The sequence below is a fragment of the Sphaerisporangium viridialbum genome (genome assembly GCF_049674955.1).
In the GTDB taxonomy this organism is placed as follows: Bacteria; Actinomycetota; Actinomycetes; order Streptosporangiales; family Streptosporangiaceae; genus Sphaerisporangium; species Sphaerisporangium viridialbum.
Genome location: NZ_CP187232.1, coordinates 5,045,774 through 5,057,838, shown reverse-complemented (window position 1 = coordinate 5,057,838; position 12,065 = coordinate 5,045,774). Strand labels below are relative to the sequence as shown.

General features: G+C 69.3%; 8 protein-coding genes and 1 pseudogene. 6 read left to right on the top strand and 3 right to left on the bottom strand.

The features are described 5' to 3' along the window. Window positions 1-54 precede the first annotated feature (54 nt). Window positions 55-1,566, top strand: coding sequence for a tetratricopeptide repeat protein (locus ACOZ38_RS22820; protein ID WP_424533208.1), 1,512 nt, complete (start codon window positions 55-57; stop codon window positions 1,564-1,566). Between the two features lie 94 nt (window positions 1,567-1,660). Beyond that, window positions 1,661-2,230 carry a 2'-5' RNA ligase family protein gene (locus tag ACOZ38_RS22815; protein WP_424533207.1) on the top strand — a complete coding sequence of 190 codons (570 nt, stop codon included), beginning with the start codon at window positions 1,661-1,663 and terminating at the stop codon, window positions 2,228-2,230. A 157-nt stretch (window positions 2,231-2,387) separates the two neighbouring features. Here the strand turns inward: ACOZ38_RS22815 and ACOZ38_RS22810 are convergent, their stop codons facing one another. Continuing rightward, the gene (locus tag ACOZ38_RS22810; protein WP_424533206.1) at window positions 2,388-2,846 is read right to left on the bottom strand and encodes a rhodanese-like domain-containing protein; all 459 of its coding nucleotides are present in this window, start codon (window positions 2,844-2,846) and stop codon (window positions 2,388-2,390) included. A gap of 71 nt (window positions 2,847-2,917) precedes the next feature. On the opposite strand from ACOZ38_RS22810, the gene ACOZ38_RS22805 reads away from it, so the two are divergent. Continuing rightward, a complete protein-coding gene (locus ACOZ38_RS22805) occupies window positions 2,918-3,895 on the top strand; it encodes a helix-turn-helix domain-containing protein (protein WP_424533205.1) in 978 nt (325 codons plus the stop codon). Between the two features lie 9 nt (window positions 3,896-3,904). Here the strand turns inward: ACOZ38_RS22805 and ACOZ38_RS22800 are convergent, their stop codons facing one another. Then, window positions 3,905-5,056, bottom strand: coding sequence for an acyltransferase family protein (locus ACOZ38_RS22800; protein ID WP_424533204.1), 1,152 nt, complete (start codon window positions 5,054-5,056; stop codon window positions 3,905-3,907). Between the two features lie 126 nt (window positions 5,057-5,182). Here ACOZ38_RS22800 and ACOZ38_RS22795 point away from each other — a divergent pair. Beyond that, window positions 5,183-5,497: pseudogene (locus ACOZ38_RS22795) on the top strand (hypothetical protein); the annotation flags it as partial. Window positions 5,498-5,632: 135 nt separating this feature from the next. Next, window positions 5,633-8,032, top strand: coding sequence for a discoidin domain-containing protein (locus ACOZ38_RS22790; protein ID WP_424533203.1), 2,400 nt, complete (start codon window positions 5,633-5,635; stop codon window positions 8,030-8,032). 557 nt (window positions 8,033-8,589) lie between these two features. Here ACOZ38_RS22790 and ACOZ38_RS22785 read toward each other — a convergent pair. After that, entirely contained in the window at window positions 8,590-10,290 is a 1,701-nt protein-coding gene (locus tag ACOZ38_RS22785; protein WP_424533202.1) for a glycoside hydrolase family 10 protein, read from the bottom strand. 231 nt (window positions 10,291-10,521) lie between these two features. Between ACOZ38_RS22785 and ACOZ38_RS22780 the strand changes: the two genes are divergently transcribed. Then, window positions 10,522-12,027, top strand: coding sequence for an N-acetylmuramoyl-L-alanine amidase (locus ACOZ38_RS22780; protein ID WP_424533201.1), 1,506 nt, complete (start codon window positions 10,522-10,524; stop codon window positions 12,025-12,027). Window positions 12,028-12,065 lie beyond the last annotated feature (38 nt).

Below are 12,065 nucleotides of genomic sequence, written 5' to 3'. Positions count from 1 at the left end.
GGCGCGTACACTGCGAGTGCCCGATGTCTCATCACTCCCGAGACGAAACGAGTTATGGACAAATCCGCCGAACCCGGTCGTCGGCAACGCGCCTACCGCTCGCAGCGGCTTCGGGCTCGCGGGCTGACGTGGGAGCAGATCGCATGTGTCTGGGAAACCGACTTCCCGGAGATCGGCCCACGCGTGGCGTTACGTTGGGCGCACAACCTCAGCCATCAGGAGGTCGCTGACCGGTGGAACGCAGCCGACGCTGGCGAGTCCACGATGGTGAAGGCGCGGATCTACCAGTTCGAGCATTGGCCCGTCAAGGGGCGTCGGCCGAGCGTGGCAGCACTGCATTCTCTCGCTCGGATCTACCAGGTCACGGCACGACGTCTGCTTACCGACGCGGAGTATGCGCTCTACAACACCGGCGACCGGGCTGAGATCGACCGGATCGACTATCAGCAGGTTGACTCGAATTTCAACGGCAGTTCCTATTCCCCGCCAGGTGGTGCACCCGCATTTCCCGGAACGGCTGAAGTGGCTTTACCGACGCTTTCGCAGATACGTGATAGGAGACCGTTTTCCGCCGGTGAGCAGTTGACCCTTTACGCACGGGAGTCTGATCTCATATTGTCCGAGGCCGAAACCACCAACGTCGGTGGATCCACAATCGAACGTCTGAGCCGTGATCTACGGCGCATTGCTGACAGCTACCTGAAGACGCCCACGGGGCCACTGCTGGCCGACCTGCGGCGCATCCGCGATGAGACGCTACGACTACTTGAGGGACACCAGCCGCTGCGTCATCGGCGGGACCTGTATCTCATCGTCGGGTGGGCGATGACCTTCCTGGGATGGGTCTCGACTGACCTTGGCCGCTCAGACGCCGCCGAGAGCCAGGCCCAGGCCGCGCAGCACTTCGCCGAGGAAGCCGGGCACGAGGGACTGCTCGCCTGGACATGCAAGACACGGCAGGTCGCCGCCTACTGGGACGACCGCAAGGCGGAGGCCCACGTATGGGCCGAGCGTGGCCTGCGCTTCGCCGCGCGAGCCGGCGGAGAGACCGAGGTGATGCTGGCGAGCACTCTCGCCCTCGACTACGCGCGGCTCGGCCGAGTTCAGGACGCTCACGCCATGCTCCACCACGCCCAGGAAGTCGGGCCTGGACGGACAGACCATCCCGGCGGGCCGCTGAGCTGCGCCGCAGAGCGGGCACTCAGCTACTGGGCCGATGCCTACCTGGTACTGAACGACCCGGCTCGGGCACTGGAGATGGCCACCCGATCTGTGGAGATCTCCCAAGGTAGACCGGAACGGACCCGGAACTTCGGGACAGAGCGGATGACCACCCTGCACATCGCCCGCGCACACATCGACACGGGAGCCCTGGACGGTGCCGCTGAGGCACTTGCCCCAATCTTGCAGACCCCTGTGGAGCTTCGCGCGGCGCCGCTGCTGCTCCAACTGGGCGAGGTCGCGGGGCGCGTGCCACCCGCGTTCCGCAGCGGCGGGCAAGGGAAAGTGATCAGGGAGGCCATCGGCGTGTTCCGCGCCGAGACCAGGCCGCACGCGGAAGGGTGACCCGTTGGCTGGAAATGACACTGAGACTCGTGATCACTGGTGGTGGCGGCCAGGCTGGCGCCTCGGCCGGAGTTTCTACACCTGGCACTTCGTCATGGACGGACAGCCGGAGCTGCACGAGTTCGTAGGAAGAATGCGTTCCGAACTGGACAAGTTCCCCATGCTAGATCCGATCCCTATCCAGTGGCTGCACATGACGACTCAGGGTGTCGGTTTCAGCGACGAGACCACCGAGGAGGATGTGGCGGCCATCGGCGCGCGGGTAGCCGGTCGGATGGCCGGCCACGGGCCGCTTGAGGTCCAGCTCGGCCCTCTCGTTGCCGACGCCGAGGGCCTTCACCTCCCGGTCAGGCCAACTGAGGCCGTGGCTGAAGTCCGCCGCACCATCCGAGATGCCATCGGCGAGGTATGGGGAGAGGACCAGGTACCCGAAGCGGCCGAGGGTTTCTATCCGCATGTCAGCCTCGCCTATGCCAATACCAGCGGTTCGCCACTTGCTCCGATCCGGGAGATTCTCAACCGCTATGCCGATGTGCTACCTGTCACCCTCACGCAAGTGGCCCTGATCGACTTGAACCGGGATGAGGGCATGTATCGCTGGAGGACCGTTCTGTCGCCGTCGATGGGGCGGAGCCTGAGCGACCAAACTCCTGTTCCTGAGTGACGCTCGCGCCCGCCAGGCGACCCACGCGCCCGCTTGGGGGGGACGGTCCCGAAACAGCGGAAGCCCCGCCGACCTGAGATCGGCGGGGCGTCGGGCGGTCCATATGGACCAGTCGGTCAGCGGCTACGGCATGGGCTCCGGCGTGTGCGTCCCGGTCTCAGCAGCCGCAGGCGATCGCGCCGACGGGCGCGGTCAGCGGGTCGGCGGGCCGGATCACCCGCCCGGCCCCGCTCTCGACGGCGAAGCCCTCGCGCACCCAGTACTCGTAGCCGCCGATCATCTCCTTGACCCGATGGCCCAGACGGGCGAGTGCCAGGGCGGCCCTGGTCGCGCCGTTGCATCCCGGGCCCCAGCAGTACGTCACCACCACCGCGTCCCGGGGGATCAGGGCCGGCGCCCGTTCGGGGATCCGGGCGGTGGGCAGGTGCACGGCGCCGGGGAGGTGGCCCTGTTCCCAGGACTCGGCGCTCCGCGAGTCGATCACGATCAGCCCGGGGACCCCGGCCTCGAGATCGGCGTGCACGTCGGACACGTCGGCCTCGAAGCTCAGGCGGGCGGCGAAGTGGGCGGCGGCCTCGTCTGGGCGGGCCGGAGCGGTGGAGAGGACAGCGGACATGCCGACGATCCTTCCCGCCCGCGCGCCGGGCCGACAGTGGCATGAACGGCCACCATCGATAGGATCCCGCCATGCTGATCCGGCGGGAACGCGGCCCGTCCGTCGCCGTCCTCGCGTACGAGGGCATGTCGCCGTTCGAGACCGGCATCGTCACCGAGGTCTTCGGGCTGCCCCGTCCCGAGCTGGACGTGCCCTGGTACGACCTGAAGGTGTGCGCGGAGCGGCCGGGCCCGCTGCGCATCGTCGGCGGCGCGACCATCGGCACCGAGCACGGCCTGGACGTCTTCGCCTCGGCGGGCACCGTGATCGTCCCGGGGGTCGGCGACGTGCGGGGCGAGTGCTCACCCGAGCTCGTCGCGGCGCTGCGCCTGGCGCACGACCGGGGCGCGCGCATCGTGTCCATCTGCTCGGGGGCGTTCGCGCTGGCCGCCGCCGGCCTGCTGGACCACCGCCCCGCGACCACCCACTGGCAGTACGCCGACCTGCTGCGACGCCGGTTCCCCCTGGTGAAGGTGAACGCCGACGTCCTGTACGTCGACGACGGCGACGTGCTCACCAGCGCGGGCAGCGCCGCGGGCCTCGACCTGTGCCTGCACCTGGTGCGCCTCGACCACGGCCCGGCCGTGGCGAACACGGTGGCGCGGCGGCTCGTCGTCCCGCCGCATCGCGAGGGCGGGCAGGCCCAGTTCATCGAGGCGCCGGTGCCGCGCGACCTGGAGGACGACCGCATCGCCCGGAGCATGACCTGGGCCCTCGCCAACCTGGGGCAGGAGATCACCGTGGAGACCCTCGCCGGCCGGGCTCACATGTCCGCCCGTACCTACCTGCGGCACTTCGCGCGCCGCGCCGGCACCAGCCCGATCCGCTGGCTCATCGCCCAGCGGATCCAGGCCAGCCTTCCGCTGCTGGAGAAGACCTCCGCGCCGATCGAGGAGATCACCCGCACGGTCGGGTTCGCCAGCCCGGTGACCTTCCGGTCGCACTTCGTACGGGCGATGCGCACGTCCCCGTCGGCCTACAGGCGCGCCTTCCGCACGGCCGCGCCCTAAAGCGGCGCGTCACCCGGCGAGGTGGCGGGCCAGGCGGTGGCCGGCGCGTTGCATCGGCCTCTCGACGAAGCGGTAGGTCAGCCAGCTCGCGGGCAGCACCACGGCCACGAAGAGCGTGGCCATGAGGAGCTGCACGGGGAGCGGAGACCAGCGCAGGTCCCCGGTCAGCGCGACGTAGTACTTCAGCAGCGGGTGGTGCAGCAGGTAGAGCGAGTAGCTGATCAGCCCGAGCCAGGTGAGGAATCGGGGGACCCGCCGGTGCCTCAGGGCCATCGCCCCCGCGAACGTCGCGCCCGCCAGCGCGATCGTGGTGATCCAGACGTCGGGCCGGATCCACCACCAGCCACCCTGGACCGCCCACACCGGCGTGAGCGCCACGAGCACCACGGTCGTGATCACCGGCCAGAAGGCGCCCGCGCCGCGCTCCCACCGGTAGATCGCCGTGCCGGCGAACATGACCGCGATGATGACCACGCCGAACCAGGGCACCCTGCTGCTGAGCAGCAGCAGGACGAGTGCCGTCACGCCCAGCACGCAGGCGGCGGCCGTACGGAGGCGGCCGGAGATCACGCAGGCCAGCCCCGCCGCGAACACCGCGCCCGAGGCCCAGGCCAGCCAGCCGCCCGCGAGCGGCGGGCCGGGCAGCACCAGCGCGGTGGCCAGCGCCGTCAGGCCGAACAGCAGGGCGAGCACGCCGCTGCGCTGGTGCGCCCGGCTCACGAACAGCGCGGTCACCAGCAGGTAGAACACCATCTCGTACGACAGCGTCCACATGGTGTCCACGACGCCGCCGACGCCGATCACGTCCAGCAGCATCGTCGCGTGGGCGACCACCGTGGACGGCTCGCGCGGTACGGCCCCGCGTACCGGTATCCACCAGGCCAGGGCGAGGACCAGGCCGATGACGACGAGGTAGATCGGGTAGAGGCGGAAGACCCGGCTGATCCAGAAGGCCCTGACGTCCCCGTGCCGCTCCAGAGACGCGGGGATGATGTACCCGCTGACCAGGAAGAAGACGAGGATGCCGTAGAGCCCGGCGTTGAACCAGTAGGGGCGCAGCGACGGGACGACCCAGGGCAGCATGTGCTCGGCCAGCACGGCTATCGCCCCGATGCCCCGTAGCGCGTCAAGCCAGGCGAGACGGGTCGAAGAGGACGTCATTGCGGGTGTGGTCACGGTCCTGGCGATCGACACCCGCACCAACTTACCGAACGGGCTCGGCTCGAACCCGATCAGGAGTCAACATAGCGGGCGTCACAGGCCGGTGACCGGCTCTCCGCGAGCGACGCCACCCCGAACCTCGTCGCGGGGAACACCATCCTGCTCAAGCACGCCAGCGACTGCCCGCAGTCGGCGATCATGCTCGAACGCCTGTTCCGCGACGCCGGCGCCCGGCACGGCGTCTACAGCCGGGGATGCGGGCCTGCCCGCGCCGCTGTCTCGCCACCTGACGCCGCGTCGCTGTGGCCCCTGCACAACGCCGACCTCGGCATGAGCTCGCCGGGATGGCCCGAGTCGTCGCAAGTTCTTGCACGTCATTTGCTTGTTATTTCAGCAGTATTTCCGTCTATTGCAATGATGTATCGAGTAATGCCAGGATGATGCAAGCGGTTCGCTGTTGCGTCGGGGACGACTCGTGCCGCTGCGTGCCTTCTGGCGTGCGGTTCCCGCCTCGTCGCGTCACCCAGACGGCGCGTTGAAGCACGGATGTCCGCACCGCAACGAAAAGGAGTTCACGTGGCCGTCTCGCGTCGGAGGTTCATGACTTCCGTGGTGTCCGGGTCCGCTCTGGCGGCGGTGTCGTCGTCGCAGCTGGCGTCCGCGCTGACCAGCGCGGCCAGCGCGGCCAGCCCGGTGGGTGATGTGGTCGGGAAGATCACCGTGGGATACCAGGGATGGTTCGCCTGCCCCGGCGACACCGCGCCGATCAACGGGTGGTGGCACTGGAGCGCCAACATGGGCCAGCCCCCCTCCCCGTCCAACACCACGATCGTGGCCTGGCCCGACACCCGCGAATACCAGCGCACCTACCCCACCGCCTACGCCAACCTCGGCAACGGGCAACCGGCCACCCTGTTCTCCTCCTACGACCAGCAGACCGTCGACACCCACTTCCGCTGGATGCGCGAGAACAACATCGACACCGCCGCCCTGCAACGCTTCAACCCCATGGGCGGCGAAGGCCCCACCCGCGACGCCATGGCGACCAAAGTCCGCACCGCCGCCGAGACCAACGGCCGCAAGTTCTACATCATGTACGACGTCTCCGACTGGACCAACATGCAACCGGAGATCAAAACCGACTGGACCAACAAAATGGCCGCCATGACCGCCTCCCCCGCCTACGCCAAACAGAACGGCAAGCCGGTGGTCGGCATCTGGGGGTTCGGCTTCAACGACCCGCAACGCCCCTTCGCGCCCGCCCCGTGCCTGGAAGTGCTCAACTGGTTCAAAAACCAGGGCTACTACGTCATGGGCGGGGTCCCCACCTACTGGCGCGAAGGCATCAACGACTCACGCCCAGGGTTCGGCGACGTGTACCGCGCGTTCAACATGATCTCACCCTGGATGGTCGGACGCATCGGCAACATCGCCGACACCGACAGGTTCTACACCAACGTCAACGTGCCCGACCAAGCCGACTGCAACGCCCACGGCATCGACTACCAGCCCTGCGTCCTGCCCGGAGACGTCAAAAGCCGCCAGCGCGCCCACGGCGACTTCATGTGGCGCCAGTTCTACAACATGGTCCGCGCCGGCGCCCAAGGCATCTACATCTCCATGTTCGACGAGTACAACGAGGGCAACCAGATCGCCAAAAGCGCCGAGACCCTGGCCATGGTCCCCACCAACTCCGGCATGCTGGCCCTGGACGAGGACGGCACCCCATGCTCCTCGGACTACTACCTGCGCCTCACCGGAGACGGCGGCCGGATGCTCAAAGGCCAGATCGCCCTCACCCCCACCCGCCCCACCCAACCAACGGTCAACGGCGGAGGCGGAGGCGACACCAACCTGGCCCGTGGGAAGGCGACGTCCGAGAGCGGCCACGTGCAGAGCTTCGGCTCCTCCAACGTGGTGGACGGTGACCCGAACAGCTATTGGGAGAGCGTGAACAACGCGTTCCCGCAGTGGGTGCAGGTGGATCTGGGGGCGGCGGCGTCGGTCGGCCGGGTGGTGCTGAAGCTGCCGCCGTCCTCGGCGTGGCAGGCGCGTACGCAGACGTTGTCGGTGCAGGGCAGTTCGAACGGTTCGTCGTTCACGACGATCGTGGGTTCCGCCGGGTACAGCTTCAGTCCGTCGTCGGGGAACTCGGTGACGATCTCGTTCGCGCAGACCTCGGCCCGGTACGTGCGGCTGAACTTCACCGCCAACACCGGCTGGCCCGCGGCCCAGCTGTCGGAGTTCGAGGTCTACGGCACCACCGGCAACGGTGGCGGTGACACGCAGCCGCCGACCGCGCCGGGCAACCTCACGGTGACCGGGAAGACGGCCACCACCGTGTCGCTCTCGTGGACGGCCTCCACCGACAACGTGGGAGTGACCGGCTACCAGGTGCTCCGCAGCGGCACGGTCGTCAACGCCACGGGCACCTCGTACACGGTGACCGGGCTCAACCCGGCGACCGCGTACAGCTTCACCGTCACGGCGCAGGACGCCGCGGGCAACACCTCGGCCGCGTCGAACGCCGTGAGCGTGACCACGGACGCGGCGCCGAACACCAACCTGGCCCGTGGGAAGGCGACGTCCGAGAGCGGCCACGTGCAGAGCTTCGGCTCCTCCAACGTGGTGGACGGAGACTCCAACAGCTATTGGGAGAGCGTGAACAACGCGTTCCCGCAGTGGGTGCAGGTGGATCTGGGGGCGGCGGCGTCGGTCGGCCGGGTGGTGCTGAAGCTGCCGCCGTCCTCGGCGTGGCAGGCGCGTACGCAGACGTTGTCGGTGCAGGGCAGTTCGAACGGTTCGTCGTTCACGACGATCGTGGGTTCCGCCGGGTACAGCTTCAGTCCGTCGTCGGGGAACTCGGTGACGATCTCGTTCGCGCAGACCTCGGCCCGGTACGTGCGGCTGAACTTCACCGCCAACACCGGCTGGCCCGCGGCCCAGCTGTCGGAGTTCGAGGTCTACGGGGCTTGACGCGACGCCGGCTCCGGGCACGCGGCTCCTGCGACCTCGTGGGGCCGGAGCCGGTGTGATACGACTCGGCGGCGGCATCCGGTGACGCCGCCGCCGAGGTCCGCGTCCGGCTCGGCTCCCGGACGCCGCCCCTCACTGGTGAAGGCTGGTCCAGACGGCGAGCGCCGTCCGCCACGCGACCAGCGTGATCTCGAGTCCCAGCCGCAGCCATTCCCGTCGTTCACGGTCCGAGTGCCTGCGGTCGTGTCTTTTCCGCCTCTCGCCCATCTGGTCCCCCTCTGTCGTACAGGGCCGGTTCGCAGGCGGACATCCGGGCCGGGCTCCGCCTTGTGTGCCGCTCTGGATCGAGCGTCCCGCGCGGGGGAGGGCGAACCCTGGCCGAAACCGGGGGGCTGGTCTGCGAGCCGTTTTCGGGTGCGGCCATGCCGGGCGCGGCGATAGGTGTCATCTCAGGTGCTCGCGCCGGCGACAGGAGTAGGGCTTCGGCCGCGGTGCGGGAATGTCGCACCTCACGCGCGCGAGTGTTATTGACATGATCGTACCCAGGGGTAACAGGCCTATAACCTGCGGAGATCGGCTACCTCGCCGCCGGAGCCGATCACCTTGCCGCGGCTCGGCCCGCTCTCGTGGCGCGTCCGGTCCAGGGCCGTCACGTAGTAGGTGTACGTGCCGCCGGGCGAGGCGGTGGCGTCGGTGAAGGAGGTCCCGCGCGCGGTGCCGAGCAGGTTCCGCGCGTCGGCGAGAAGACACGGGTCCGCCGGAGGCGAGCCGTCGACCCGGTAGACGGCGTACGAGGCCGCGCCGTGCGAGCCGCCCCGCCGCCACGCCACCGCGACCCCTTCGGGGACGCGGGTCACCGACTTGATCGAGGGCGGGTGCGGCGCGGTCGCGGTGCCGTACGCCGGTGTCAGCGCGGGCCTCGCGTAGTGGTCGGCCGCCATGCGCCCGATGGCGCCGATCCGGTCGGCGCGGACGTCCTTGGCGCTGAAGAAGACGTCGCCGAGCACCTCGGGAAGACCCCGGTTGTAGTACAGGTGGTCGCTGAGCTCGCCGGGCCGCTGCCACGCCGGGTCCTGGCCGGCCACTCCCGCGCGGTAGGCGGCCTGCCCGACGAACAACCGCACGCCGGTGTCCCGCACCACGCCGGCCCACCAGGCGGTGAGCGCCTTGTAGTCGGCGACGGGGAACCCGATGTGCCAGTAGACCTGCGGCGTGATGTAGTCGATCCAGCCCTGCTTCACCCAGAGCCGGGTGTCGGCGTAGATGGCGTCGTAGGACTGCAGCCCGGAGGTCGCCGAGCCGAGCGGGTCGGTGGAGGCGTTGCGCCAGATGCCGAAGGGGCTGATGCCGAACCTCACCCAGGGCTTGGCGGCGTGGATCCGGCGGTCCATCTCGCTCACCAGCAGATTCACGTTGTTCCGCCGCCAGTCGCCGATGTCGGTGAAACCGCCACCGAACTCCGCGAACGTCGACGCGTCGGGAATGGTCTCGCCGCTGACCGGATACGGATAGAAGTAATCGTCCAGGTGCACGCCGTCGATGTCATAACGGGTGACCGCGTCCATGATGGCGTCCTCGATGAAGGCGCGCACCGAGGGGATTCCCGGGTTGTAGTAGAGCTTGCCGCCGTAGGCGAAACGCCAGCCGGGGTTCCGCCGGGCGGGGTGGCCCGGCACCAGCAGGTCCGGGTCGGCATTGTTGGCGACGCGATACGGGTTGAACCACGCGTGCAGCTCGATGTCGCGCGCGTGCGCCTCCCTGACCATGAAGGCCAGCGGGTCGTATCCCGGGTTCGCGCCCTGGGTGCCCGTGAGCCACTGCGACCACGGCTCGTACCGTGACGGCCAGAATGCGTCGGCCGTCGGCCTGACCTGGACCACGACGGCGTTCATGTTCCGCTGCTCCGCGAGGTCGAGCCAGGAGCGGAACTCGGCCTGCTGCGCCGCCACGTCCAGGCCCGGCCTGCTCGGCCAGTCGATGTTTGCCACGCTGGAGACCCACATGGCGCGGAACTGCCGCTTCGGGGTCGCCGGGTCGGTGGGGCAGCCGCCCGGTCCCGCCGGAGGGTCGCCGGGCGCCGTCATCGAGGGCGCGGGACCGCCGGCCGCTCGCGCGGGGGCCGCCGGGGCGAGGGCGCCGGCGAGGAGGAGGGCGAGGGTCATCGCCGCCGCGGCGCCGGTGGCGGCGAGCCGCCCGGCGATGCCGCGATCGGGACCTGTCGTGGTGAACCGCTCATGGCTCGCTCGATACGTGGTCACAGAAGGAAAGTTTCAGTGCCTTCTAAGGGAAGTGCAATAGTCTTCAGTGCGATTTCCTTCCGGCGAATGGCCGCCCTTCTCCGCGCCGATTCCTGGACCGTGCCATCGCGGCCGAGGGCCCTGAGGTGGGGCGAGAATTTTCGTCTACTGGGTAAGTAATGTCAATTATCGACATTTGTCAGAAATGCTCTTAATGTGCAGCCGTCGGCACCCCCCGAGCAAGGAGCACCAATGACGGCGCCTTCGTCCCGATTAGCCGTATTCGTCACCTGTGTCCTGGCAGCTTTCCTGGTCGCCGCCGGCGGCCCGGCGCTCGCCGCGCCGGAAGCCCCCCTGGCCGCCGCCTTCGCCCGGGCCGCGGCCGCCCAGGATGTGCCCCGCGACCTGCTCGTCGCGCTGGCCTACTCCGAGACCCACCTGGACGGACACGGCGGCAAGCCCAGCGCGAGCGGCGGCTACGGCGTGATGCACCTGGTGGCCAACCGCACCACGCACACGCTCGAACGGGCGGCCGAGCTGGCACGCCTGCCGGTTGCCACCCTGCGCGCCGACACCGGCGCGAACATCCTCGGCGGCGCGGCACTCCTGCGGTCGTACGCCGACGAGGCCGGGCTGGACGCCGCCGCGAGGAAGGACGCGGGCCGGTGGTACGCCGCCGTGGCCAGGTACGGCAACGCCACGACGCCCGAGGTCGCCCGGCTCTACGCCGACACCGTCTACGAGCTCCTCGGCCAGGGGGTCCGGGCCGCCGGGGTGACGGTCGCCCCTCAGGAGGTCACGGCCGACCGGGGCGCCTACGCCCAGACGCTGGACCTCAACGCGCAGGACGCGAGCCCGGACTACCCGGCCGCGAGCTGGGTGGCCGCGAGCTCCTCCAACTACACCGCCTCCAGCCGCCCGTCGAGCTACGCGATCGACCGGGTCGTCGTCCACGTGACCCAGGGCTCGTACGCGGGCACGATCTCGTGGTTCCAGAACCCCAGCGCCCAGGTCTCGGCGCACTACGTCGTCCGGTCGTCCGACGGCGCCGTCACGCAGATGGTGCGCGACAAGGACATCGCCTGGCACGCCGGGAACTGGGACTACAACACCAGGTCCATCGGGATCGAGCACGAGGGCTACGTCAGCGACGCCTCGTGGTTCACCGACGCCATGTACCGCTCCTCGGCCGCGCTGACCCGCGCCATCTGCGACAAGTACGGCATCCCCAAGGACCGCTCGCACATCATCGGGCACAGCCAGGTGCCCGGCGCGACGCACACCGACCCCGGCCAGTACTGGGACTGGACCAAGTACATGCAGTACGTCACCGGGGGCGGCGGCACCGAGTGGTCGGTCACCGTCGACAACGCCACCGCCGGGAAGTTCACCGCCGGCGTGAACTGGGGCACCTCCACCTACTCCGCCCAGCGTTACGGCGCCGACTACCGCTACGCCACCCCCGTGGCGGCGAGCGACCCGGCCTGGTACCGGGCCGCCCTCCCTGCCTCGGGCGCCTACCGCGTGGAGGTCTGGTATCCGGCCGACCCCGGTTACAACAGCTCCGCGCCGTACATCGTCGCCACCTCCGGCGGCAACCAGACGGTGTACGTCGACCAGCGCGCGGGTGGAGGCGGCTGGCGAAGCCTCGGCACGTTCTCGCTCAACGCGGGCGACTACAACGTCGTCGGGCTGAGCAGGTGGACCTCCGGCACCGGCTACGTCGTCGCGGACGCCGTGCGCATCGTCCGGCTCTGAGGCCAGGGACGAGGGTCCTTCGCACAAGGGGACTTGGA

Bases quoted from the DNA above. Each gene is read 5' to 3' on its own strand.
- ACOZ38_RS22800 (WP_424533204.1), bottom strand. From the start codon at position 5,056: ATGACGTCCTCTTCGACCCGTCTCGCCTGGCTTGACGCGCTACGGGGC.
- ACOZ38_RS22805 (WP_424533205.1), top strand. From the start codon at position 2,918: ATGCTGATCCGGCGGGAACGCGGCCCGTCCGTCGCCGTCCTCGCGTAC.
- ACOZ38_RS22810 (WP_424533206.1), bottom strand. From the start codon at position 2,846: ATGTCCGCTGTCCTCTCCACCGCTCCGGCCCGCCCAGACGAGGCCGCC.
- ACOZ38_RS22780 (WP_424533201.1), top strand. From the start codon at position 10,522: ATGACGGCGCCTTCGTCCCGATTAGCCGTATTCGTCACCTGTGTCCTG.
- ACOZ38_RS22815 (WP_424533207.1), top strand. From the start codon at position 1,661: ATGGACGGACAGCCGGAGCTGCACGAGTTCGTAGGAAGAATGCGTTCC.
- ACOZ38_RS22820 (WP_424533208.1), top strand. From the start codon at position 55: ATGGACAAATCCGCCGAACCCGGTCGTCGGCAACGCGCCTACCGCTCG.